At 66.0% G+C, this 25,731-nt stretch carries 18 protein-coding genes; 8 read left to right on the forward strand and 10 right to left on the reverse strand.

All coding sequences use genetic code 11. From position 1 onward, the window contains the following. Positions 1–13 precede the first annotated feature (13 nt). The 4 genes from HARCEL1_RS10400 to prf1 form a co-directional block, all read right to left on the reverse strand. Complete coding sequence (locus HARCEL1_RS10400) at positions 14–2,686, reverse strand: DUF7827 domain-containing protein (protein WP_108383218.1); 2,673 nt, start codon at positions 2,684–2,686, stop codon at positions 14–16. A 189-nt stretch (positions 2,687–2,875) separates the two neighbouring features. After that, a complete protein-coding gene (locus tag HARCEL1_RS10405) occupies positions 2,876–5,617 on the reverse strand; it encodes a DUF7827 domain-containing protein (protein ID WP_108383221.1) in 2,742 nt (913 codons plus the stop codon). Between the two features lie 132 nt (positions 5,618–5,749). After that, the gene (locus HARCEL1_RS10410; RefSeq protein ID WP_108383224.1) at positions 5,750–10,336 is read right to left on the reverse strand and encodes a DUF7827 domain-containing protein; all 4,587 of its coding nucleotides are present in this window, start codon (positions 10,334–10,336) and stop codon (positions 5,750–5,752) included. Between the two features lie 161 nt (positions 10,337–10,497). After that, entirely contained in the window at positions 10,498–11,748 is a 1,251-nt protein-coding gene (prf1, locus tag HARCEL1_RS10415; protein ID WP_108383226.1) for a peptide chain release factor aRF-1, read from the reverse strand. Between the two features lie 132 nt (positions 11,749–11,880). On the opposite strand from prf1, the gene HARCEL1_RS10420 reads away from it, so the two are divergent. After that, entirely contained in the window at positions 11,881–12,696 is an 816-nt protein-coding gene (locus tag HARCEL1_RS10420) for a MinD/ParA family ATP-binding protein (RefSeq protein ID WP_108383229.1), read from the forward strand. 21 nt (positions 12,697–12,717) lie between these two features. On the opposite strand, the gene argS is transcribed toward HARCEL1_RS10420, so the two are convergent. Both argS and HARCEL1_RS10430 read right to left on the reverse strand, forming a co-directional pair. Then, positions 12,718–14,463 carry an arginine--tRNA ligase gene (argS, locus tag HARCEL1_RS10425; protein WP_108383231.1) on the reverse strand — a complete coding sequence of 582 codons (1,746 nt, stop codon included), beginning with the start codon at positions 14,461–14,463 and terminating at the stop codon, positions 12,718–12,720. 111 nt (positions 14,464–14,574) lie between these two features. Further along, positions 14,575–15,066, reverse strand: a complete 492-nt coding sequence (locus tag HARCEL1_RS10430; RefSeq protein WP_108383233.1) for an HTH domain-containing protein — start codon at positions 15,064–15,066, stop codon at positions 14,575–14,577. A 166-nt stretch (positions 15,067–15,232) separates the two neighbouring features. Here HARCEL1_RS10430 and twy1 point away from each other — a divergent pair, with 166 nt between their 5' ends. The 4 genes from twy1 (at position 15,233) to HARCEL1_RS10450 (ending at position 18,765) form a co-directional block, all read left to right on the forward strand. Further along, a complete protein-coding gene (gene twy1, locus HARCEL1_RS10435) occupies positions 15,233–16,147 on the forward strand; it encodes a 4-demethylwyosine synthase TYW1 (protein WP_108383236.1) in 915 nt (304 codons plus the stop codon). Between the two features lie 125 nt (positions 16,148–16,272). Continuing rightward, positions 16,273–16,548 carry a MarR family transcriptional regulator gene (locus HARCEL1_RS10440; protein ID WP_108383238.1) on the forward strand — a complete coding sequence of 92 codons (276 nt, stop codon included), beginning with the start codon at positions 16,273–16,275 and terminating at the stop codon, positions 16,546–16,548. A gap of 67 nt (positions 16,549–16,615) precedes the next feature. Further along, on the forward strand, positions 16,616–16,918 hold the full coding sequence (locus HARCEL1_RS10445; RefSeq protein ID WP_108383241.1) for an EMC6-like membrane protein: 303 nt from the start codon (positions 16,616–16,618) through the stop codon (positions 16,916–16,918). Positions 16,919–16,920: 2 nt separating this feature from the next. Beyond that, positions 16,921–18,765: a ribosome biogenesis/translation initiation ATPase RLI gene (locus HARCEL1_RS10450; RefSeq protein WP_108383243.1), complete on the forward strand. Its 1,845-nt coding sequence runs from the start codon at positions 16,921–16,923 to the stop codon at positions 18,763–18,765. 26 nt (positions 18,766–18,791) lie between these two features. Here the strand turns inward: HARCEL1_RS10450 and HARCEL1_RS10455 are convergent, their stop codons facing one another. The 4 genes from HARCEL1_RS10455 to HARCEL1_RS10465 all read right to left on the reverse strand — a co-directional run bounded on the left by HARCEL1_RS10455 (position 18,792) and on the right by HARCEL1_RS10465 (position 22,951). Continuing rightward, entirely contained in the window at positions 18,792–19,163 is a 372-nt protein-coding gene (locus HARCEL1_RS10455; protein ID WP_108383246.1) for a hypothetical protein, read from the reverse strand. A gap of 317 nt (positions 19,164–19,480) precedes the next feature. Then, the gene (locus tag HARCEL1_RS10460) at positions 19,481–20,692 is read right to left on the reverse strand and encodes an RNA-guided endonuclease InsQ/TnpB family protein (RefSeq protein WP_108383249.1); all 1,212 of its coding nucleotides are present in this window, start codon (positions 20,690–20,692) and stop codon (positions 19,481–19,483) included. A 344-nt stretch (positions 20,693–21,036) separates the two neighbouring features. Continuing rightward, positions 21,037–21,288: a hypothetical protein gene (locus HARCEL1_RS13405; RefSeq protein ID WP_159077092.1), complete on the reverse strand. Its 252-nt coding sequence runs from the start codon at positions 21,286–21,288 to the stop codon at positions 21,037–21,039. A gap of 397 nt (positions 21,289–21,685) precedes the next feature. Continuing rightward, positions 21,686–22,951: an MFS transporter gene (locus tag HARCEL1_RS10465; protein ID WP_108384243.1), complete on the reverse strand. Its 1,266-nt coding sequence runs from the start codon at positions 22,949–22,951 to the stop codon at positions 21,686–21,688. Here HARCEL1_RS10465 and HARCEL1_RS13410 point away from each other — a divergent pair. The 3 genes from HARCEL1_RS13410 (at position 22,950) to HARCEL1_RS10475 (ending at position 25,727) form a co-directional block, all read left to right on the forward strand. Beyond that, on the forward strand, positions 22,950–23,174 hold the full coding sequence (locus HARCEL1_RS13410; RefSeq protein WP_159077093.1) for a hypothetical protein: 225 nt from the start codon (positions 22,950–22,952) through the stop codon (positions 23,172–23,174). The two genes, HARCEL1_RS10465 and HARCEL1_RS13410, sit on opposite strands and share 2 nt — an antisense overlap. Before the next feature lie 113 nt (positions 23,175–23,287). Then, a complete protein-coding gene (locus HARCEL1_RS10470) occupies positions 23,288–25,066 on the forward strand; it encodes an L-lactate permease (protein WP_108383251.1) in 1,779 nt (592 codons plus the stop codon). A gap of 79 nt (positions 25,067–25,145) precedes the next feature. Continuing rightward, a complete protein-coding gene (locus HARCEL1_RS10475) occupies positions 25,146–25,727 on the forward strand; it encodes a hypothetical protein (RefSeq protein ID WP_108383254.1) in 582 nt (193 codons plus the stop codon). The last annotated feature ends 4 nt before the right edge of the window (positions 25,728–25,731 follow it).

Below are 25,731 nucleotides of genomic sequence, written 5' to 3' on the forward strand. Positions count from 1 at the left end.
CGGCGGGCCACAGTCACCCGAAGAAGTACGCCTGCATCACTGCGACGACGGTCGCGAGATCGGTCTCATCAGCCAGGTAATCGCCTTTCGCAGTCATCACCGCCGACGGCGACAGTTCGTCGGTCGGGGTCGCGAGACTCCGGTAGTAGTCGACGTCCCGGACCGACGAGACCGTCATCGAGTCGGAGACGCGTGATCCGTCGGCGTTCGTGTAGGCCCCGTCGCCGTCGTACTGTTCGTTGCCGTTGTCGTCGGTGTGGGCGACGGCGTACACCGTCTCGCCCTCGCTGACGCCAGATACCGGGATCTCGACGTCGTAACTCAGACCGGGTTCGAGATAGCCCGAGACACCGGCGAACGACCCGGTGGCGCTACCGGACTTGACGACGACGAAGCCACCCTCGGACAGTTCGACGCTCTCGATCGTGATCCTGTCCGCGGTCGTCTCCGCGGCCGAAATCGACGCCGTCAGACGACCGATCTCCCCGTCGTATGAGGCAGCGAGGTCGGGGTCGAGGACCCACACCGAATAGCCCTGTCCGTCGTAGCCCTCGGAGAGGTCGGCCTGGCCGGACCAGGTCCCGTCGGCCTGGACGGTCGCGGTGAACTGCTCGATGAACGCCGACTCCGAATCCGGAGTGAGCTCAGACTCGACGACGAGCGTCAACTCCGTCCCGGGCGCGAGATTGGACACCCCAGAGATGGTCTGGCCCGCCGCCGGGGAGACCTCGTTGTGATCGAAGTCGACCTCGGGGGCGTCGATCTCGAAGGCCTCCTCGGAAGTCACGTCGTCGGTCTCCGAGGTCGCGAGGGTCTCGGTCGTGTCACCGGCGTTGACGGTGAACGTCGGGACGCGCTGGTCGCCGTCTTCGAGGCCGAGCACAGCGGTGTCGATCACGACGAACAGTCGTCCGTCCGCCTGGTTCGGGATCACCGTCAGCGCGTCCGCGTTCGCGGCGAGGTCCAGCGTGTTGTCACCGTATTCGGGGAGGACTGCCGGATTCACGATCGAGACGTTCAGGCTGCTGACGTTCTCGTCGAGCGAGGCGAGTTTCTCGACGTTCGAACTCCCGGGCTGGGCTTCGAGCGCTCCGAAAATGCCCGTTGCCCGGAGTTCAGCGACTGCGTAGTCACCCTCAGCGATGAACTGGCTCTTGGTGAGTCTGTCGGTCGCGATGGCGTCCGTGATGTCCCTGGAGGTTGCGATTTCGTCACCGTCGGGCGCGGTCCAGATGTCGACCCCCGTCGTGGTTCGCTGCTCGACGATCATCCTTCCAGTACCGTACGCGCCACTGAAGCTGTCCGTGGTCTCATCGTACTCTTCGTGTACCGCGACTGTGTAGGCGTACCCACCGTTAGACCCGATCCCGAGCGGGCTAGCGAAGGTGTTGGACTGGTCTTGAACCTCCAGGACATCGTCCCCATCAGTCGCCTGGATCGCTCCGCGATCGGGTGAGTCGGTAGCGGCGGTGAACGTGTTCACCCGCAGGTCGATCTGCCCGTCGCCGTCACCGTCCTCGACGCGTACGACGCGTTCCCAGCCCTCATACTCGCTCCCGAGCCGGACCGAGACACGGTCATTGTCCCCCACTTCGAGCGAGATCGTCGCGATGTCGCCCCGAGCGACGGTCGCGTTGTCCACTGCGAGCGAGCCCGAGCCGGGGGCCAGCCTGGACCGGTCGGTCACCGAAAACGATGACGTCTCGACGGCGGTTCGACCGGTAGTGGCGATCGGACTCCCCTCAGGGACGGCGAACTCGAACACCGAATCGCCCGAGAGCGATCGTGCGTCGGGGTCCAGCACGACGTAGAGTCTCCCCACATCGGGATCAGTGACGACGCGCGCCCCGTCGGATTCGAGATCGATCCGATCGTCGACCGGGTTGGTGACGTCAGCACGTTTTGGCCCGAACTCGACGACGCCGTCATCGACGAGCGACGCGAAGCGATCGGCGGTAGTCTCGCCCTCGGCGGCTCGAATCGCTCCCTCCAGTCCGGAAGCTTCGATTTCCACGACCGCCGTTTGATTCTCGATGGACTGGGGCTGTTCGGGCGTCCCGTCCGCACGAGCGTCCTGAATCGCCGACGGCGAATCGAGGGGCTCAGTAGTGGATGCAGTCCAGATGCTCACGCCGCCCGTGTGTCGCTCCTGAACGCGCATGACAGAACGATCAGTGTCGCCAGTGAGTTCCGCCCCAGTGGAGTTCCAGCCGCTCCCAGCACGGAGAGCATAGCTCCACGCGTCGTTGCTTCCCACCCGCAGGGGTTCGTCGTAGGTCGTCATCACGCCGTCATGATCGACGAACGTGACGGAGTCCGCGTCGTCTGCGGTCCAGTAGCGGTCGTCGTTGGAGGTGTTGAGGAGGGAGTACGTATTGGCCTCGATCGTGACGTCGCCGTCGCTATTTCCGTCCTCGACTTTCACGATCGCGCGGAAGCCCTCAACGTCCTCACTGCCGATCGTGACGTAGCCAGTATCTGTCCCGTCGAGTTCGACCAGGATGGAGGCGACGTCACCCCGGTCGACGGTGACAGCGGACAGCGCGACGACAGTCTCGTTCGACTCGATCGTGGTTGCCTCGGCGGTCGAATCGGCCGCTGCCGGCGTCGCAGCCACACCGGCACCGATCACCGCGCACGCGACCAGCGCGATCAGTGCCCAGCGCCGACCCGAACCGCCACTCACGAGCGATCACCGCGAACCACTGGATCCGGTCTCCGCATCGACTCCTCTGTTGGGGAACACAACTCCATACTACCTATTGATCACGTAAAGAGACCCATAATTCTGCCGGTACTCCGAGAAAACGATCGATCCAAACGGCGAAAACTACGTTGGGGCGCAGGGTCTAGGCCACAGCGGCGTGACCCATGTTCACCCGAAGAAGTACGCCCGCATCACCGTGACGGCGGATTCGAGCGAGATCGCGCCGGTGAGGTAATCACCCTTCGCATCCATCACGGCCGACGGCTGGATCGCGTCGGTGGGTGCACTCGCGCGGCGATAGTTCCGCACCGCGATCGGCTCGGGGTCCGGGGCCGAACCGATCCGGTACTCCGCGGACGCGGACGTCCCCTCGCTGCCCAGGCTCAGTTTGTACCACCCGGAATCGAGTCCCGAGAGGTTGACGTCGGCCGCCCAGTCGCCGTCCGGCCCGATCGTCGTCTCGACCTGTCGAACCGTCAGACCGCCGTAAATCGCTCGATCGGACAGGCTCGGTCTCAACGAGAGGAATACCTGCGTCCCCGGGTCGAACGTCGAGGTGCCCGACAGCGTCGTCGGTTCGGGTGACAGTGACGATCGATCGGGCGTCACCGACGTCTCCTGCGGAGCCTCACCGATGACCGCGTCGACCGACCCGACGGAGTCAGGCTCCACCACGTCGGCCGTGAATCGCTGGCCCTCGACGCCCTCCGAGAGATCGATCGTCGTCGACCACGACCCGTCGGGTGCGACGACGGCCGACGTTTCGGTCAGGAACGCGCTCTCGGACTCCGGAGTGAGGTCCGACTCCACGCCGACCGTCAGTTCGGTCCCCGGCGGAAGCGTCGTCGTCCCCGAGATGGGCTGTTCGGCCTCGGGAGCGTACGAGCGATCGTCGAACATCACGATCGCAGACTCGTTGATCCCCGACGAATCTCCGTACTCGAATGGTTCCTCGACGCTCCGATCGGCCCCCGTCGAGAGCGGGCTCTCCTCGGGGATCGACAGTTCGGGGATGTACTGATCGCCGTCGGTGAGACCACCGTCGAGCGTCGTCGCGTCGAGGACCACGATCAGGTGGCCAGTCTCCGAATCCCTGACGACGCTCGTGACGTTCGAGGTCGTCAACTCGACGGAGGGATCGTCAAAGAACGCAAACGGGTTTTCAACCCCGAACGAGACCGGATCACCGTCGGTCGCGTTCAGGAAACGCTCGGTGGGCGTCGACCCGTTCGCTGCGGCGAGCGCGCCACCCAAGCCCGTCGCGTCGAGTTCGACGAGGATCAGCTCCTGACCGACGATCTGGCTCTCGACGATCCGGCCGTCGTCGATCGCGTCGAGGGAGGCGTCGCCCGTCAATTCACCCGCCATGGATCGCGGTGCGCTGTGGATCGCGATCCCGTCGGTCGAGCGCTGGTCGACTCGCAGCGTGCCCGCACCGTGATCGCCAGTCGCCGTCGTGGCGTTGTACTCCTCGTGGGCGCTCACCGCGTAGGCGTAGTGACCGTCGGGGCCCGCGCCGAGCGCGCGATCGAAGTCGTTGGACTGCGCTTCGATCGCGACGACGCCGTCCTCGCCGGTCGCCTCGATCGCCGTTCGCGGGTCGGCGTCGCCCGCCAGCAGCGTGTTCACCCGCAGATCGATCTGCCCATCGTCGTCTCGGTCCGCGACGCGGACGATGCGTTCCCACCCCGCGCGCTCACTCCCGAGTCGAACGGTCACGCGATCGCCGTTACCGACCGAGACGGGGATCCTCGCGACGTCACCCCGGACGACGCTCGCGTTCTCGACGGCGATCGGCCCAGATGGGGCGGCCGTGAATCGGGGGCCGGGATCGACGGTCACGGGGTCGATCGACGTGGAAACTCGTTGATCGCTTCCGGCGTTCAACGCGCTCTCATCGGGAATCGCGAACTCGACGCTGACGTGCTCGGTGGTGGGCCACGACCCCGATTCGAGGACGACGAACAGCGTGTCGTTCTGGTGGTCAGCGACCACCCGGGTCGTCTCCGAGCGCAGATCGATCGCGCCCGCCGACGAGACGGGATTGCCCGCCCGCGAGGAGACCCGCGTCGAGAACCGGACGACGTCGCCGTCCGACAGCGTCGCGAGTCGATCGGCGGTCGTCGACCCGTTCGTCGCGCGCAGCGCCCCGGTCAGGCCCGAGGCCTGGATCGACAGGACGGCCGTCCGATCGCCCACGGCAGTCGTCTCGGCCATCAGCCCGTCGGCCTGTGCCGATCGAATCGACGACACGCTGTCGAGGTCGGCGTCGGTCGGTGCGGCCCACGTCGAGAAGTCGGTCGTCGACCGTTCGAAGACGCGCAGGACCGTCCTGTCGAGCGCGCCGCCGAGGCCACCCGACGTGTCGTTCCACGTCGTCCCGACACGCAGTTCGTAGCTCCGGGCGTCGTTGCTGCCGACCGGCAGTGGCTCGTCGTACTCGTGGGCCCCCTCATGTCGCAAGATCGTCACCGAATCCGCGTCGTCTGCGGCCCGGAACCGCGTCGCGTTGTCGGCCGTCGCATCGATCAGATTGTAGGTGTTGGCCTCCAGAATGACCGTCCCGTCGTCGTTGCCGTCCCGAACACGGACGATCAGGCGGACCCCGTCGTCGTCGACGTCACCGATCGAGACGAACGCCGTGTCGGTGCCGTCCATCCCGACCTGGATTCGGGCCACGTCACCGCGGTCGACGGAGACGGGGTCGATCGTGACCTGTTCGTCCGCGGTCGACCGGTCGGTCGGCGTCGCCGTCTCGGTGGTCTGGGTGGCGGTCGTATTCGCGTCGGTCGCGACCGCTCCCGCAGCGGGCCCGGCGATGGCCCCCGCCGCGACGAGCGATCCAGCCAGTGCGACGAGGACGATCAGCCCAGAGACCGACGACCCGGAGGGCCGACATCGGAGAGTCACACGCGACACTCCCGACAGAGGGGTGGCGATACCGTTCCATGGAGATTCACGAGATTGTCCATTGACCTCTCACTCAGCGATCCAGCGGTAAAATTATACCTGTTCGACTGCCGAAATCTGCCGGCCCGACGATCAGCCGAAGAAGTACGCCCGCATCACCGTGACGGCAGATTCGAGTGAGATCGCACCCGAGAGGTAATCACCCTTGGCGTCCATCAGCGCCGACGGCGACAGTTCGTCGGTCGGGGTGCTCGCCCGGCGGTAGTTCCGGACCACGATCGGATCAGCGCCCGGCGGATCCCCGACAGTCACGTCGGTCCACGCCGCCGACCCGTTCGCAGTCGCACGGAGGCGGTATCGGCCATCCGCGAGCGCGGACAGGTCGAACTCCGCTGTCCAGTCGCCGTCCGTCCCGACTGTCGTCCAGACGGCCCGAACCGGGGTGTCGCCGTACGCCGATCCGCGGTCGTCGAGGCTCGGGTAGAGGGCGATCTGTACCGAGTCGCCGGCCCCGAACGTCGAGGTGCCCGACAGCGTCGTTCGCTCGCGAGGCAGCGCCGTCCGATCGGTCGACACCGACGTCGATTCGATGGCCGTGTCGAACTCGTCGGGCGTCACGCTGGGCTCGTAGAACTCGATACTGAAGTCCTGGCCCTCGACGCCATCGGAGAGATCGACCGTCGTCGACCAGGTCCCATCGGGTGCGACGACCGCTCTGGCCTCGGTGAGGAACGCCGAACCGGTCTCCGAATCGAGATCGGACTCGAGATATACGACGAGTTCCGTGCCCGGCGGGAGCGTGGTCGTCCCCGAGACGGTCTGGTTCGGGGCCGGGTCGTACGAGCGGTCGTCCATGTCGACGAGCGCCGACTCGTTGACGTCCGGAACGGTCTCCTCGACCCACATCGACCAGTCCGTGCTCAGGAAGTCGTCGCCGTCGGGAATCAGATGATCGGCCGCACCAGTCGATGCGTTTCTCGTGCCGACGTGCATGTCGATCGACTCTGCGGACCCGGTCGGCTCCGAGACATCGAGGAACACGTAGTACTGCCCGGTATCGGGTCGGGAGACCACACGGTACGGGGACCCGGACCCACCTCCGATGCTGGCGACCGGCCATTCGACACTGGCAAAGATTGGAACGGGGTCTTGGAGGATAGAGATCGACCCCATCTGGCGACCGTCGGTCGAATAATACACTGGCACGATCACAGGCAGTGTATCCCCCCGGCGAGCACGCGCCTCGATCGCGCCCTCGATCCCGTCGGCCTGAAGTTCGAGGATCGCCGTCCCGTTCGTTGGCGCGCGAGAGCTCTCGAACACGCGGCCTGCCGCACCGGTCTGGATGTCGTCGACACTCACATCGTCGAGGGAGGGCGCGCCGGCGTACCCGCGGACGGTGGGTTCGCCCGGCGCTTCGAGGCGCAACGTCGCGCGATCGGCCTGCCCACGCAGTTGCCCGTCGACGACGGGCATCGCGGTCACGTCGTCGTCGGTCCGGCCCGTCGGTCCGACGGCGAGTGCGCCGACCCGCTCCATCGGACGCTGATCGACCGCCGTGACGCTGTCCTCGCCGCGCGCCCAGTAGCTGACGTTCGTCGGCGTCGAGGTGTTGCCCGCCGTGAACGTGTTCACTGCCAGCCGGACGGTCCCGTCGCCGTCGCGATCGGCCACCCGGACGCGGGCGTCGTAGACGTCCTGGGGACTCGCGATCCGGACCGAGGCCGCGTCGGCCCCGTCGAGCGTGACCGGGATCTCCGCGACGTCACCCTGGTGTTCTGTGAGCCGATCACTCTCGATCGTCGCGCTTGGCCCGTCGCTGGCCTCGACGATGATCGGCCGCGAACTGTTCCCGGCCGTGAGGTCGTACCGGCCCGGGGAAAGCCCGGAGAGGTCCATCGTGGTCGTCCAGACGCCGTCCCGGCCGGCGGTCGCGGTGGTCTCTCGATCCCCGACCGAGACGGCGACCGTCTCGTCGGGCGTCGCCGTCCCGGCCAGCGTTCGCTCGGTCGGGCGGTGGACCGGCGCGACGACCGCAATCGAATGCGTCCGCGAGTGCTCGGGCCCCGCGATCGTCAGGGTGTATCGGCCTGGATCGACACCGGCGAGATCGAGCGGGGCCGACACGCGCGGGCCTGTCCCGGCGGTCGTCTCCGCGCTCGCGACGGTCTGACCGTCGGCGTCGGTGACGGTGAGCGTCACGGGCCGATCCGGCGCGGCGGCAAACCACCACGTCGGTGCGACCCCGTCGCGGGCGTGGACCGTCCGTTCGCCTCCGAACGGTGCCGCCAGATCGACCGCCGTGCCTGTCACTCGCGGTGAGTCGTCCTCGAACAGAGCGTCCTCGGGCGCTCCCGGGAGCGGGCTACCGGAGTCGAGGGCGAGTCTCGCCTCGACGTTGCCTGGCAGGTCCAGCCGGTCGGTGTCGATCGCGAGATAGAGTCGATCGCGATCACGGTCGGGGATCGCGGTGATCGCGTGGGTGGCGTTCGACAGCGAGCGGCGCGTTTCCCCCGCATTGGGGTCTCGGGGCACACCGAGGAGTGTCAGTTCGAGGCCGGTCTCCCAGTCGTCGGACGCGCGCACGAGATTCGCCGTCGCGTTCGGGCCGCCCTGCTGGTCGAGCAGCGGGACGATCCCAACGGCGTCGATCGAGACGATCGCCGTGCCCGACCCGACGGTCGCGCCGCGGGTCGCGTTCGTCTCGATCGCGTGCCGAAGGTCCGCGCGCGAGTCGATGTTGGCGTCTGCAGGCGCGGTCCAACTGTCCAGCAACGGCCCGTCGCGGGCCCCCAGCGCGAACCCGCGAGTCGCGTTCTGGCTCGATCCGTCCACAGGGGCCAGCGGCCCGGACTCCGGGATGCCAAGCGTGGCCCAGTAGTCCGACGCTCCGGACAGGCCGAGATCGACACGATCGAAGAGGACGTAGACGTGCCCGGTCGCGGGGTCGATCTCGACGCGAACCGGATCGTCGGGGGAGAGTCCGAGGGTGTCGGCGGGCCCGAGCGGAGTCCCCGACGATGTCTCGATCGCGAACGTCGCCGGGTCGCCGTCGGTCACCGCGAAGAAGCGCTCGGTCGTCGTTGACCCGTTCGCCGCACGGAGCGCCCCCGCCAGACCCGTCGCCTGGAGTTCGGCCACGACCGTCGCACCGGTGACGCGTTGCTCGCGGTCGAGACTGCCGTTCTCGATCGCCGTCCGCACCGCCGTGCCGGTCTGGGCCGTCTCGTAAATCGATTCGGAGCCGTGGTAGATCGCGATCCCCTCCGTCGAACGCCGTTCGACGCGCAACGCTCCAACCCCGTGATCGCCCTCGAAGGTATCATTCGTCGCGTCGTACCGCTCGTGGGCGGTCACTCGGTACACGAACGAGCCGTCGGTGCCCGCGCCGAGCGCGCGGTCGAAGCTGTTGAACTGGGACCGAACGTCGACGACGCTGTCCTCACCGACCGCCTCGATCGCCGTTCGCGGGTCGGCGTCGCCCGCCGTGTAGGTGTTCAGGCGCAGGCGGACGGCCCCGTCGTCGTCACGGTCCGCGACGCGGACGATGCGTTCCCACCCCGCACGGTCGCTGCCCACCCGGACCGTGACCCGGTCGCGATCACCGACCGAGATGGGGATCGTCGCCACGTCACCGCGGACGACGCTCGAATTCTCGACGGCGATCGAACTGTCCGGATCGGGGTCGGGGCGGACTTCTCCGGCTCCCCCCACGTCGATCGACGTCTCGACGGTCCGGTCACCGCTCGCGTCGTCTCTGGCGAGCGAACTCACCTCGGGAACGGTGAACGCGACGCCAGTCACCCCCGAGGGAATCGTACCGGGAGGCAGAACCAGGGAGACACGATCGGTCTCGGCGTCCGAGATCACACGGAGAGCGTCGCGGTCGATGCCGTTCGGCCCGATCGGATTGCCGGACCCGAGACTGACAGTGAATTCGACCTCGCCGGTATCCACGAGGCTAAGAAAGCGCTCGGTCGTCGACGCGTTCGCGGCCCGGAGCGCGCCAGAGAGTCCCGTCGCGTCGATCGTCGCGACTGCCGTGCGGTTCTCGACGGTCGAATTTTCGGTGAGGGTGCCGTCCGCGCGGGCCGACCGGATCGCACTGGCACTGTCGAGTGCCGTCTCGGCGGGCGCCGTCCACATCGTCAGCCCGTTCGTCGTGCGTTCGTACACGCGGAGAACCGATCGATCGGTCGCACCGCCGAGGGCGTCCGCACTCCGATCGTACTGCGTCGCAACCTCGAGTCGATACCCCCGAGCGCCGTCGGGGGCCGGAAGCGGAGCGTCGTAGTCCGGTGCAGGCCGAACCAGTTCGACCGAGTCGTTCGTCGCCGCCCGATACCGAACCGCGGGGGAGACGCCCTGGTCGAGCAGGTTGTACGTGTTGGCCTCCAGGATAACCTCTCCGTCACCGTTCTTGTCTTCGACCTTCACGATGGCCCGGAAGCCGTCGGTGTCTTCGTCTCCAATCGCGACGAACGCCGTGTCGGTCCCGTTCATCTCCACTGGAATCCTCGCGACATCGCCACGGTCGACGGTGACCTGATCCGGAATCGAGACGGTCCCGTTCGGCGTGTCGGCGCTGGGCGACGGGGTCGTGGTCTCCGCCGCGGCCGGGGTGGCCACCGCGAGCAGCGCACACCCGACGAGCACGACGACGCCGAAAAGTAAGAGGGCGCCTCGTCGACCACCGAATCGACGCGACCGATCGATCACACCCGATCACCACCAGGCGACCCACGCAGTGGGCCCGACCCCATCGTCCAGTCAGTCACGGTCGCCGCCGGAGGGCACGGATAAAACGGCATGATTGCTAGCGATCAGGTTCGCCATCACAAAAATGTACTGAACGAGATGTTGAAACAACAGACCGACGATCAGATCCCGGTGTCGTATCGCAAAATCCCCGCGACACCACCGAACGCCGAGAGCAACTGGTCGCCTTTCTCGAAGTCCGTCGAGACGAACACGGTCTCGGTGCCGCGCTCTTCGGCCAGTTCCATCAGGTGGTCGATGGCGTCGGTGCGCTCGTCTGGCTCGTCGATCGCCGCGCCACAGGAGTTACAGACCGCATCGCTCGCGTCGGCGTTCGGATCGAGCATGGCGTAGGTGTCGTGGCCGTTCGGACACGTATAGCTCGCGACCTCCTGGCGGAGGTCCTCGCTGATGAGCAACTGCTCGACCGCGCCCATGTTGAGGTTCTGGCGGGTCGGGCCGAACCCGTAGGTCGCCAACTCGCCGTCGTGCAGTTCCTTGAAGAACTGCTCCATGACCTGCTTGTCCTGGAGCACCTCGTACTCGTCGAGGACGTCTTCGGCGGCGTCGACGAGTTCCGACAGGCCGGATTCGTCGGTATAGGAGACGTCGAATTTCCCGAGGACCAGATCCTGGAGTTCGTGGTGCAGATAATCGCCGGAGAGGAAGTCGTCTTTGGTCGGGGAGGGCCCGCCCACGAGGATGCCGTCGATCTCACCGCGCTTGGGAACGAACAACTCGTCGGCCATCCCCGCGACCTCCTGATAGAAGTTGTCGATCGCTTCGAGGCGGAGGCGGGCGAATCGCTGGGCGGACTGACCCCCCTTTCGCTGTTTGCCCGGGACGAGCGAGGTGGCCGACTTGACGGGGTCGATGCGCTTGCCACGGAGCCACCCGACGTTGGCCTCGCGCCGGTCGAGGACGATCAGGCCGAACAGGCCCTTGTCTTCGAGCATGCTCTCCAGTGGCTCGGTCAGAAACTCCGAGTCACAGTGATAGCGAAAGGACTGGATCGGGTCGGGCGGACTCTCCAGGACGCGCGTGATCATATCGGAGCGGCCGCCGCCGGCGTCGACCGCGCCCGAGAAGAGGACGAGACCGTTCTCGGGTGGGTAGGTGTCGTAGTAGCGCAGGCGGTCCTTGATCGACTTGAGTGCGTCCTGGACGTTCGTGCGCGTCTGTTTGGATTTGATGTTCGCGGCCTCGCTGTGCTCCTGGGTGACGTGGGCGACGACCTCGCTCACCTGCGTGTCATCGGGAATGTAGATCGTCACGAGTTGGGTGCCCGACCCACGGTAGTCTTCGAGTTCCTCGATCACCTTCTGGAACTCGTAGTCCTGCCGATCGGACTGCCCGGACGACGAATCGCTCATGGGCCGAATACGCCCCAGACCGGGTAAGTACCCTTTGGGGTGGAGCCACCACGCCTCGTTCGACGGAGACGTTCCCGCGCGCGAGTGCCGGACGCACGGCTTTATGTGCCTGCCCACGTGAGAGTACGATCAATGACGGGCCACGTGTTCACGATCGCCGGCGGGAAAGGCGGCGTCGGGAAGACGACGACCGCCATCAACCTCGGCGTCGCCCTCGAAGAGGACGGCTACGACGTGGTCGTGGTCGACGCCGATCTCGGCATGGCGAACCTCGCCGCGATGCTCGCCGTCGACCACGAGACGAGCATCCACGAGGTGCTAGCCGAGGACGCCGCGATCAGCGACACGCTCACCGACGCGCCGGGCGGGACGACGATCGTTCCCGGCGAGCAGAGTCTCGACGCGTTCGCTGACGCCGATCCGGCGAAACTCCGGAAGGTCGTCAAGACGCTCGCGAACGCCTACGACGTCGTGCTCGTCGATACGGGTGCGGGACTCTCTCACGAGGCGACCGTACCGCTCGGACTCGCGGACTCGATCATCCTGGTGACGACGCCGGACAGCGTGGCCATCGCGAACGCCGACAAGACCGCTCAACTCGCCCAGCGGGTCGACGGGCGCGTCGTCGGGACCGTCCTCACGCGCTCGACCGATCGATCGGATCTCGACGCCGTCGAGGACGAACTCAACTACGACGTCGCGGGCGTGATCCCCGAGGATTCGGAGGCGGCAGGGACCGAACCGCTGGTGATTCACGCCCCCGACAGTCCCGCCGCGCGAGCCTACCGGACGCTCGCCGGGCGGATCGAGCAGATCGTCGAGGGCGACCCCGTCCCGGACGTGGTCGGCCGGCCGATCGAGTGGTTCGACGGCGACGACGAACGGGCCGACGACGAAGACGACGAGGACGGCGACGGCGGCGGGCTCCGAAGTCTCCTGCCCTGGTGAGAAATTTTCGAGGGGAGACGCTCACATCGACTCGGGAGCGGGCACGCCGAGGAGAGCGAGTGCGTTCGCGATCGTCTGTCGGGCCGCCGCGACGAGCGCGATTCTGGCCGCGCGCTGGTCGCCCTCGGCGTCGAGGACCGGACACTCCCGGTAGAAGGCGTTGAACGTCTCCGCGAACGTGCGGGTGTAGGCGGCGATCACGTGCGGGCGACGGCGCTCGGCGGCGGTCTCGACGCGTTCGGGGAAGCGTGCGATCGTGCGAACGAGATCGATGGCCGCGGGATCGTCGAGTGCGCTCGCCGAGATTGCGTCCGGGTCGGGCACCGCCTCGACCGCGTCGAGAATACCACAGCAACGCGCGTGGACGTACTGGACGTAGGGGGCGGACTGGGCCTCGAAGTCGAGTGCGCGCTCCCACTCGAAGGTGATCCCCTTCGTGGGTTGGGTGGCGACGACGTCGAACCGGACCGCGCCGATGCCGACCTGGTGGGCGATCCGATCGAGGTCCGCTTCGTCCAGATCGTCGTCACGAAGCCGGTCGGCCAGGCGATCCTCGACTTCCGCGCGGGCGCGCTCGATCGACTCGTCGAGCAGGTCGTCCAGATCGACGCCCGTCCCCTCGCGCGTGCTCATCCCGCCCTCGGGCAGGTTCACCCACGAGTAGAAGACCTGATCCAGGCGATCGGTGTCCTGGCCGAGCAGGTCGAGCGCCGCGGTGATCTGCTCGGCCTGGAGTTTGTGGTCCTCACCGAGCACCGTCACCGCGCGGTCGAAGTTCGCGAGTTTCCACTCGTGGTGAGCCAGATCGCGCGTCGAATAGAGTGAGGTGCCGTCCGAGCGGACGAAGACCAGGTTCTTCTCGATGTCGGGGAAATCGAGTTGCCAGGCGCCCTCCTCGTGGACCGAATACTCACTGTCGCGCAACCGGTCGATCACGTCGTCGGTCGAGCCGTCGCGCATGAACTGGGTCTCTTTGACGAACCGATCGAACGTGACGGGGAGACGCTCCAGCGTGTCGGTCATGCCCTCCAAAACGGTGTCGACGACGCGTTCGACGCGCTCGTAGGTGGCGTCGTCGCCGGATTCCAGCCCCTGGAGGATCGCCTCGATCTCGTCTTCGGCGGCCGCCTGGGCCTCGGGATCGGCCGATTCGAGAAAGTCGTTCCCGGCCCGGTAGTACCGGACCATGTCGTACTCGGGACTCTCCCGCTCGGGATCGGGCAGGTCTGACTCGTCGAAGCGATCGAACGCCCAGGTGAACAGCGCGATCTGGCGGCCCGCATCGTTGACGTAGTAGTTGGTCTCGACGTCGTGGCCCGCCGCCGAGAGGACCCTCGCGAGCGCGTCGCCCAAAATCGGGTTCCGGGCGCGGCCGACGTGGACCGGGCCCGTCGGGTTCGCACTCGTGTGTTCGACGACGACGGACTCGTCGGTCGCCGGAAGCGTCCCGTAGTCGTCGTCGCGGGCGGCCGCGACGGTCGCCGCGTCGTAGGCCGGCGCGGGGACGGCGTTGACGTACGGGCCCTGGCTGGTGACCCGGCCGAGATACTCGTACTCGTCGGGAGCGGTCGCGTCGGCGATCTCGCTCGCGACCTGTGGCGGTGGCGCACCCGCCGATTCGGCCAGCCGATAGGCCACGCTCGACGCGACCTCGGCCGCGACGCCCTCCGGGGGGTGTTCGATGCCCGGATCGTCGACGTCGTAGCCCAGTCCGTCGAGCGCCGTCGATATCGCCTCGGTGAACTCCGCACGCAACGACCTGTACATGGCCGCGCGTTCAGGACGCGCGGGCATAGGGGTGACGAACCGGGGCCCCGCGAGAGGTCAACTCGACACTACCGGCGCTCTCCGGCAATGATACTCACGAAAGAAATAGCATCAGGCCAGCGGTGGCGGCATCTCGACGCTCGACTCCCGCTCGACGTTAGCCGGGTCCGCGCCGTCCTCGATGGCCGAGAGCGCGTCGTCGACGGTGAACCGCTCGTCGCCTTCACTCACCGGATAGACCCCGACGATCCGATCGCCCTCGCGAACCAGTAGTCCGACGACCGGGAGATAGAGCAGCGGTCGCCCACCGGTATCTTCGGACCGACGGAACGCCGGCGACAACGACAGGTCAGTACCCTCGACGGCATCGACGATGTCCTCGACCACTTCGGCGCGGTCGTCGACCGCGCCCGGGGGGACGTCTCCCGGATGGAGCACACACTTCCCCCAGCGTCGGACCCGCATACCGTCGATCCGATCGCGGTGTTTCAGACGCCGCACGCGATCGAGAACGGCACTTTGGCGGGCCGCGACGACGCCCTGAACGTCTGTCCGGAGGCAAACCTCGACCGTTCGACCAGGGGACTGGTGGGAATCTGTCACGGTTGTTCCCCTATCTACTCGGATTGGGGTCAAAAGCCTTGTCGCGTCACTGTTAGCACGTCACACGGCACGGCGGATCGCGATATCGGCCCGAGAGGCGATCGGAACATCCCTCAATAGCGGGGGCCAGCGCGGTGCTTTTCACCCTCGGTTCGCAACGGCAGGTATGACGCCACAGGGAGCCACCGACACGATCGAACACCTCGCGGTCCAGACCTGTGGCTGGACCGATTCCTCGCTGCAGTGTGAGGGCGCCTGTTACAAAAATGGCTTCTACGGCATCGCGAGTCACCGCTGTGTCCAGATGACGCCCGTCCAGACCTGCAACGAGCGGTGCGTGTTCTGCTGGCGGGACCACGCCGATCACAGCGTGCCCGAGGATCGAATCTGGGCCGGCCCCGAAGATGTTGCCGAGGAATCGATCGAGCGCCATCGTCGGCTGGTCTCGGGGTACGGCGGGAACGAAGACGTGCCCCGCGAGCGGTTCGATCAGTCACGCGACCCTCGTCACGTCGCGATCAGCCTCGACGGTGAGCCGACGCTGTACCCGCACCTGCCGGGGCTGATCGAGGCCTACCGGGATCGGGGGCTCTCGACGTTTCTGGTGACCAACGGGACGCGGCCACAGCGTCTGGCCGACTGTTCGCCCACACAGCTGTACTGTTCGGTCGACGCGCCCGATCGGGAGACGTTCCAGGCGGTCGTCCAGCCGATGGTGAGCGACGCGTGGGACCGCCTGGGCGAGAGTCTCGACGTGATGGCGTCGAAAGACCGACCGCGCACGGCGATTCGGATCACGCTGGTCGCGGGGCACAACGACCACGACCCCGCGGGCTACGCGCGCCTGATCGAGCGGGCGGCCGCGGACGTCGTCGAGGTGAAAGCCTACATGCACGTCGGCCACTCCAGAGACCGCCTGGCCCGCGAGCGCATGCCCGATCACGAGGCAGTGTGTGCGTTTGCCGACCGAATCGCGGCCCACCTCGACCACGACCGCCGCGCGGACGTGGCGGCCTCCCGGGTCGCCTTGCTCGCCCGATCGGACCCACCGCTGGAGACGCCGGTCCCCACGGCGGACTGAGCCTCGATCCCAGGAGGGCGGGCCGCCGGAACCGACCCCTCATTCGAGACCAACACGAACGTTCGTCGGAGACGGACGAGCCCACACATCAATGCTTATACGCGCGCAGTCCCAGATTTTTGACGATGAGTGACTCCGAGGGGGATGAGGAGGAAGGAATCGAGGACCTTCCGCCGAGTGCGAAACTCGTGTACAAGGTTCTCGAATACAACGGGCCACTCACCCAGAAGGGGATCGTCCAGGAGTCGATGCTGTCGGCCCGAACCGTTCGGTACGCGCTCGAACGTCTGGAAGACGCCGACGTCGTCGAAGAGGACATCTACTTCGCTGACGCCCGTCAGAACATCTACGAACTCACCGTCGAAGACACCGAGGAGACCGACACCGCCGTCTCGGGCTGAGGGGCCATCACGCCGTGACCGCCGGTCTTTCGAACGCCTTTTGGGACCTCCTCGCAGATGGTGAGCCATGTCGAGTGAGGACGCCGACGCTGACGACGCCGAGGCCCACGTGCGTGGCGTCTCGGTCACCACCGTCGCGACGTTGAGTGGGCTCGCGGGCGGTATCGTCGCCGATCTCGTCGCCACCGGGGCCAAAGATCCGACGGGCGTCGCGACGCTGTTCGCCGCCATTCTCGTGCAGGTCCCGATCCTGCGGGTGATGGGCTATCAGATCGAGACGTTCGACACGAAAGACTACCTCTACATCGGATTTATGACGTTCGCGCTCTGGTTTCTCTCCTGGAGCATCCTGCTCACCGCGAGTCTGTAACCATGGCCGACGACAGCATCGCCGTCGTGGATCTGGATCGCTGCCAGCCCGATCGGTGTAACTACGAGTGTGTCAAAGACTGCCCGCCGAATCGCACGGGCAAAGAGTGTATCGTCCGTCGCGAAGAGGCCTACGCCGACCGGTCGGATCGCGAAGAGGGCGATTACGCGGGCGATCCCGACCAGGTGTGGATCTCCGAGGAGATCTGTCTGGGCGAGACCTGTGGGATCTGCGTCGATCGCTGTCCGTTCGACGCGATTCAGATCGTCAACCTCCCCCAGGAACTCGACGAAGCGCCGATTCACCGCTACGGCGAGAACTCCTTTGCGCTGTATGGCCTGCCCGCCCCGCGCGATGGCCAGGTGACGGGCATCCTCGGCCCGAACGGCATCGGGAAAACGACCGCGGTGCGGATCCTCGCCGACGAACTCCAGCCGAACCTCGGCCAGATCGGTGATCCGCCCGCGTGGGACGCCATCCTCGACGAGCACCGCGGGACGGCGCTTCAGCCGTACCTCGAAGCGATCGACGACGAGGATGTCTCGGTCGCGCGCAAGCCACAGTACGTCGACAAACTGCCCGATCGCTACGGCGGGCGCACACGTGACCTCCTCGAACGCGCGGACGAGCGCGGCGTCGTCGACGAACTCGCGAGGCGTGTCGGGATCGCACCCGTGCTCGATCAGGACCTCGACACCCTCTCGGGCGGGGAACTCCAGCGTGTCGCACTGATCGCCACGCTCGCCCGCGACGCCGACTTCTACTTTCTGGACGAGATCACGCCGTATCTCGACATCGGCCAGCGGATGACCGCCGCGCGACTCGTCCGGGAACTCGCGGAGTCGGGCGATCGGTCGATGCTCGTCGTCGAGCACGACCTCGCCATCCTGGATCTGCTCGCCGACGGGATCCATCTGGCCTACGGGCAGCCGGGCGTGTTCGGTGTGATCACGCCGCCGAAATCGACCAAACAGGGGATCAACGAGTACCTCGCGGGCTATCTCGAATCGGAGAACGTCCGCGTGCGGGACTCCGAGATCACCTTCGAGACCCACGCGCCCCGGACGCTCACGGGCGGCAAGCCCGTCGTCGAGTACCCCGCCCTGGAGAAATCCTACGGCGAAGGCGAGTTCGGCCTCTCGGTGGAAGCCGGAACGATCCACGAGGGCGAAGTGCTGGGCGTCGTCGGGCCGAACGGCATCGGGAAATCCACGTTCGCGCAGTTGCTCGCGGGCCGACTCGCGCCCGATGCGGGGAGCCTCGACGCCAGCCTCGACATTAGCTACAAGCCCCAGTACGTCGAGATCGACCGCCAGATGCGCGTCGAGACGTTCCTCCGGACGATCACCGACGACGTCGGGAGTTCCTACTGGACGACCGAAATCGCCCAGCCGCTCCAGCTCGATCCCATCATGGATCAGCAGCTCCCCGATCTGTCGGGGGGCGAGCGCCAGCGCGTCGCGATCGCGGCGTGTCTCTCCGACGACGCCGATCTGTACCTGCTCGACGAACCCTCCGCGCACCTCGACGTCGAACAGCGGGTGCGGACGACGACGGCGATCCGCCGGTACGCCGAGAACCACGACGCGACCGCGCTCGTCATCGACCACGACATCTACATGGTCGATCTGTTGAGCGATCGCCTGCTCGTCTTCGACGGCGAACCCGCCGAGCACGGCCACGCCAGCCAGCCCCAGCCGATGCGCGAGGGGATGAACGACTTTTTGGCGAACCTCGACGTGACCTTCCGGCGGGACGAACGCGTCGGTCGCCCACGGATCAACAAGCCCGGTAGTCAACTCGACCGCGAGCAAAAACAGTCCGGCGAGTATTATTACAGCGAGTAAGACATCGCCTCGCGCTATTTACCGGTTCACTTCTCGACGACGTCCCAGATCAGCACCGTCAAGAAGATACAAACGACGCCTCCGAAAACCAGCCAGAAGATCCAATTGCTCGGATCAACAGCTATGTGAACTATAGCCACACCGATTCCGGGGAATAAATAAGCCAGCAGCGTTCGGCGGTGGGTTTGGGATCGATTTCCGGAGGAAACCCAGTGGAGTCGTTGGGCCAAGACAGCGCTAATCGCTGCGATAGAAAACCCAATCGCAACGCTCAACGGGAGGATGAGTTCCCGAAGTGGTTGTCCGGCGAAGAGTCCACTGGCAACGCCGACCGCGCTCGGGAACGCTACCAGTAGTGCGAACACCACGGACAATATCGTAGCACCATCACGATTCATTATACAGGTGTTTTCTCCATATTGGATTCAATCTATTGAAGATGTATATCGGTGCCGTTCAGATTTCCCGCTGGTGTAGTCGAGAATAATCGCACCTGTTGTATCCTATTACGGTTCCTGAGGGTGGACAATCCCAGAGTACGTTGGTGCCTTCATGTCACAACTAGCACACACCGGGAGCGGTGGTCCATCAACGATCTGGATCTTCACCCCACAACCATCATTTGTATACCATATCCACGTCCAATATGCCGCTACTGTCACCTTCTCCGCCCTGAAGGGCGGAGCTTGTCGGTGGACTCCCGTTCTGGCCGATTCTACTCGGCAGGCGAATACTCGCCGTTCACGTTCAATGTCCCCGACTTCAGGGCGAGGTGACGTGTCGCCCCTCCGTGCGGAGACTTTTGCCCCGCACGGAGCATCTTGAACCCGATATTCTTCGCCGCGTTGTAGTCTGCGTTGACCTCGTAGCCACACTTCTGACAGCAAAATTTCGCCTGTGACGGACGATTCTCCCGCAGCGTCGTCCCGCACTTCGAACAGCGCTGGCTGGTGTACGCTGGGTCGACCTGTGTCGTGTCGATGCCCTCCGCTTCAGCCTTGTACGCCGTGTAGTCGTAGAGCCGGCGGAACGCCCACGCGTGGAACTCCTTCACACCGGGCATCCGGTCGCGAATGTCCGTTAACTCCTCGAACGCTATCCGGTCGCACCCGTGCGCGACGGCTTCTTGGACGAGGGCTTTTGAGAGACGGTGTAGGTAATCTTCGACCCACCGCGTCTCTCGGTCGCCCATCCGTTCGATGGTTCGATGGGCTGATTCCGTGCCCGTCCGTTGTAGGTCGCCACGGACCCGTTCGTACTCCCGTCGACGATGGTTCAAGAAGTCGCCACTCCAGAACAGTCCCGTCGACGTGACGGCGATCTGTTCGATACCGAGGTCGACGCCGAGGACTGTGCTGTGCTCGGCGTCGCCGTCGTCCGGTATCTCGAACTCGACATCGGTCTTTGTCCCGATGTGGAGATAAAACGTGTCCGTCGCGTCGCGGTACTGCAACGTGGCCCCGGTGATCTCGGAGTCGTCGGTGCGGAGGTATTTCGTCTGCGGATTGTCGCCCTCCGGTGGGAGGACGTATTCGGCTTCGATTCGTCCGTCCACCGTCGAGAGTGACACACGGTCGTCGTGGAACGTCGCGCTGCGCCTGTCGTAGCGAACCGATGGCGTCGTGAACTCGGGTCGGGACGCCATCTTGCCGTCCTTCCATCGGGCGACGACGCTTTTGATGGCTTCGGCGGCCCGGTTCCGTGCGGATTGGACGAGATTGGCTTGGAGCCGTGTCTGGTCGCGCACGTCGGCGTACGTCCGGTCGTGGAGTTCCGTCTTGGACGTGGGCTTGTACTCGTCCTGCCAGGCATCGCCGACGACGTAGTTGCACGCCCACAGATACTCGTCGACGGTCTCGTGGAGGAGATCGGCGTCGCTGTCGTCGATATCGAGTTTGACGACGACCGTGCGACGCATCTCCGCCATGAGTCATATGTAGTGCAGGACATTTATAATAGTAACGGTTCCGTTGGGGAGTCGGTCGGGTGTCGTCGGCGGTTGTGGAGTAGGGATGACGCGATTCCTCCCCGCCCTAAAGGGCGGGGTTTCCTCGCTGATTTAAGATGAAAGCGGCCCCACTCAGTGTAGCAGCAGCTTCTGAACTTATATAATTCTCGCTGCTGCGAGCGTTTTTCCGATAGTTGCTACGCCAATACTTCCGAGCCATGCGCCAGCATTTACGTCAGAAATAGTATCGTCACTTATATACAAATACCCTACTGTATTGTCATCCTCATTTTCATCAGCCACAAAGTCATCCCTATTGCAACTCATTGTCCATTCCCCCCACGGTTGGAGTTGTTGCCCTGTCTAGCTTTTTCCAATATATCGTTATTTATTTCCAAAGAAGGGGGAGAATCGGTTGAAACGCTGGTAGTCGAAACCCTACCCCTTGGAACTAATCGTCCTTCTTCAACCTCATCCGCGATATTTCCACATAATTTTTCCATCGTATTGAAGGGGATCTTCTGTCCCGGCCCATCATAGTCATCCCAGTGTCGATTATATTCCTCTTTTGTCATTGGTATAGATTTGGGATTTGACCTTAGCATCCAATGTGCCACTACATTAGCCTGAGATCCAGCGTGATCAGGCGCATTCGAATGTTCGGGCGGCCCGGCGTGTTCTGGCGGACCCTTCCGACGCCGTGCCGCCGCCACGGCCGGCGAGGTAATCGTTGCCGCTGCCACACCGATACCGGACAGGAGTTGTCTCCGGTCCATGACCGGGCCGACATACCGCTGATTAAAAAATACCGATTTAATTTATGACTAACTATAATTATTCAACTGGTTTTTTCCGTTACTGCTTAAGTTCGTTCAAACTTCAGTGGTTGAAAATTATCCCCCCCCCTCCCCTTCGAAATACCCAAAACTCTGTATCAGATACTCTACATTCCCACACCGCACCAGCGCCCCCTCACACCGCCCGCCAGCGATCGATCCCCAACACGCCTGCGCCGAGCACCGCGAGTCCCGCGGCCCCGGCGAACACCGCGCGAAGCCCGAACGGACCGACCAGCAGGCCGAACGCGACCGGCGAGAGGAACTGGCCCGCGTAGCCCGCCGAGGCGAGATACGAACTCAACTGGCCCTGCCGATCGGCGGGCGCGAGCGCCTCGATCCAACCGAACGCGGCGGGAAAGACCAGGCCCTGGCCAGCCCCGAATCCGACGACCGGCGCGATCGCCGCGATCGGCCCGCTCACCTGCGTCGCGACGCCGAAGGCCACGATCCAGGTCGCGAGTGCGACACCGACGAGCGTCCGTCGACTCGTTCGGACGAGCAGGCGATCGTAACTCGCGGCGGCGATCCCACCCGCCAGCCCCATCGCCGCGAGATAGAGGCTCACCCGAAACGACGACCGGATCCCGAGGCCATCGAGCAGTTGCGGATAGAACACGACGATCGCGTACAGGAGCGCGTTCGTCCCAAAATAGAGGGCGTAGACGCCGAGCAGCGCCGGCCGGTCGACGATCGGGGCCAGGGCGGCCCGAACGGTCGCGAGGACGCCCCGAAGCCCGGCGGACAGCGTGCCGATCGGACGGGCGAATCGGGCGCGCATCGCCCCCGCGACCCGGGCCGATCGAGCGCGACCGTGCCACCGGCGTGGGTCGAGCGGTCCCGTCGATCCCCCGCGGGTCTCGGGAATCGTCAGCGCGGCCAGCGCCCCGAGCGGGAGCGCGATCAGGTAGACGCCGAACGGGGCCTGCCAGGAGACCGTCCCGAGCGCACCGCCGACGAGCGGCCACGCGACCGCGCCGACGCTGTTCGCACTCGATCGCAGGCCGAGCGCGCGCTCCATGCCCTGGCCGTCGTACAGCTCGTAGATCGTGACCGTCAGGCCCGTATAGACCAGCGCGACGCCGACGCCGAGTACCGCCCGGGTGGCGAGCAGTGGGCCGAAAGCATCGATCACCAGGCCCGCGCCCCCGCCGAGGCCGTACAGCACGAGCCCCGCGATCAGCGGGCGTCGCGGCCCGATCCGATCGACGAGCGCGCCCGCGAGCGGGCTGACGAGGACGATCAACGCGCCGTGAGTCGTGACGATGAGCCCTGCGCGAGACTCACCGACGCCCAGTCCCGACTGAATCGCGGGCACGACCGGGCCCAAAATCGCGCCGGCCATCACCGTCAGCGTCGCCGTGCCGAGGATGACGACGAGGGGGCCGCGACGAGTCGCCATGCCGGTCGATCCGATCGCGAGTTTCGAGACGGTTGCGATCGCGAGCCGAAAGCGACGAACGGCCCGGGGTCGATCGCCCAGTATGCTCACGCTCGGCCAGAAGATGATCCTCGTCGTCGTGATCGGTATTCTCGATCTGATCGCCCTGCTGCTCGGCGGCGTTCTCGGGCTTCTCGTCGTCGTTCCGTCGATCGCGGCCCTGATCGCAGCGTTTCGACTCTGACCGGTGTCGCGATCACCGCCCGTCGTGGCGACGCGAGCCACGGTGAGTGATCCCACGCGGCCAACGTCGCCCGAACGGTCAGGTTCAAACGCACCCGCTGGCAACGGCGACGCATGAACGTCGGGCTGTTGGCGCTGGCGGCGGCGGTGCCGATCGCGCTGGCCTTTGGCCTGCTGGTCGGGGCGCGTAAATCGGCGGCGCTGTCGATGTCGGTGGGGTGGATCGCGGCGGTCATCCTGGGTATCGCCGTCTGGCAGATGGACCTCTCGTGGCTCGCGGCGTCGGCCGCCGTCGGCGCGCTCGAAGGACTCAACATCGTGTTGATCGTCTTCGGGGCGGTCCTGTTGATGAACTATCTCGATCTGGGGGGCGCGATCGGGACGATCCGGTGGTTCTTCCACGGGATCGAGCGCGACCGCCGAGTCCAACTCCTCCTGATCGGCCTGGGCTTCGAGACGATCATCGAGGGCGCGGCGGGGTTCGGAACGCCCGGCGCGCTCGCCGCGCCGTTGTTCGTCGGCCTCGGGTTCCCGCCGCTCGCGGCCGCCGTGTTCGGACTCTTCTTCAACGCGCCGAACCCGCAGTTCGGGGCCGCCGGCACGCCCATCCTGGGTGGGATCTCGACCGGAACGATGGGCGATCTGGTCCCCGAGAGCGCGATCGGTGCGCTCCAGATGACCGTCTCGGCGTGGTCGGGCGTCATGACCGGACTGACCTTCGTGTTCTGGGGCCTGCTCGGGGTCTTCCTGTTGATCTACTGGTTCGGTGACGACGCAGAGCGCTCGATCCGTGGGGCCGCCCGGTCGACGCTCCCGATCGCACCGTTCGCTCTCGTGGCCGGGACGACCGCGGGCCTGATCCAGTGGGCGGTCGCGTGGACGATCGGCCCCGAGTTGCCCGACATCGCCGCCGGGTTCGTCGTGCTCGGCCTCGGCATCGTGATGGCCAACTACGGCGTGTTGGTCCCGGACGACGCCTGGACGTTCCCCGACCGCGAGCAGTGGTCGGACGTCTGGCTCGGTGGCCTCAGCCTCGACGGCCTGGGCAGTGGCGCCCCCGAACGCGAGATGCCCGTCTGGCTGGCGTGGGCCCCCTATCTCGCGGTCGGACTGTTCTTGCTCGTGACGCGCTGGCCGACGTTCGATCTCGTCAGTCGGCTCAAGGAGTTCACCGTCGGCTTCGGCTTCGACCTCCCGATGGGAACCCAGACCTGGACGCTGGAGTATCTCTACCTGCCGGGGACGATGCCGTTCGTGCCCGTCGCGGTCGGGACGGGCCTGCTCTTTGCGTTCACCCAGCGGGATCGGTTGGCCGAAAACCTCGACGGCGAGGCGTCGCTCCCGGACGGACTCGATCGACGGCTCGCCGGCGTCCACACTGGCCTCGCGCAGTGGACGCGCTACAACGTCGCCGCGTGGCGCGAGTCGCTCCGCCAGGTCGGCCCCGCGGCCGTCACCCTGATCGTCGCCGTCTCGCTCACCCAGGTGATGATCGCCTCCGCGACGAACGCGTCGGGCGCACTCGGGATGATGGAGTCGCTGTCGACCGTGCTCGCGAGCGCCGCGGGCGGGGCACTCCCCGCGGTCACGCCCTGGATCGGCGCGCTTGGCACGTTCGTCACGGGGTCGAACACCACCAGCGACATCCTGTTCAACGCTCTGCAGTATCAGGCCGCCGTCGACGTGGGCCTCGAACCGTCGATCATCCTCGCGATCCAGAACGTCGGCGGTGGTGTCGGCAACATGATCTCGGTGCTCAACGTCGCCGCGATCTGTGGCGTCGTCGGCCTCTCGGGCCGGGAGGGCGACATCCTCCGGAAGGTCGTCGTGCCGACGGTGATCTTCGCGCTGTTCGCGGGCGGGGTCGGGACGGCGATCGTCTATTTGATCTGAGTCGGGGCCGCCCCGTTCTCCGCCACCACCCCCGCCGCATGGCCGGCAATCCCATGTGACTCGATGCCGTAGTTCGGCTATGGACTGGGCCGACCGCGTCGACGACCTCCTGGAGGACGGCGAGTCGGTCCACGAGCGGATCTCGTACGGCGAGACGACCGTCGCGGTCACGAATCGGCGCGTGTTGGCATTCACGCCGACGACCCAGGGCGCGAACTACCACGCGATCGCCCGCCCGAACGTCGAGGGCGTCGCACTCGACACGCAGGGCCCGACCGCGAACCTCCTGCGGGCGCTCCGGGTCGGCATCGCGGGCGTGATCGCGCTCGGGTCGGGACTCCTCTTCGATTTCGGGGGGATGGTCGGTGGGATCGACCAGCCCTCGCTGGAGGGGACCGGCGTCGGCGGCGCGCTCGCGATGGTCGACACGATGCTCGCACTGCTCGACGCGCTCGACGACGCGCTCGTGATCGGCGGCGCGCTCGCACTCCTGCTTGCGGTCGGGTTCGCGGGGGCGTACTGGGTCGCCCGCGAGCGCTCGCTCACGATCCGGGTCGCCGGCGACGCGGACGTCCGCCTGCCCGTCCCGGACGACCGGACTCGCGAGTGCATCGAGCGCGCGCTCCGCGGGCCCGCCGCTGCCGGCGACGCCACGTCTTAGGCCG

It is taken from the genome of Halococcoides cellulosivorans, assembly GCF_003058365.1.
GTDB lineage: Archaea > Halobacteriota > Halobacteria > Halobacteriales > Haloarculaceae > Halococcoides > Halococcoides cellulosivorans.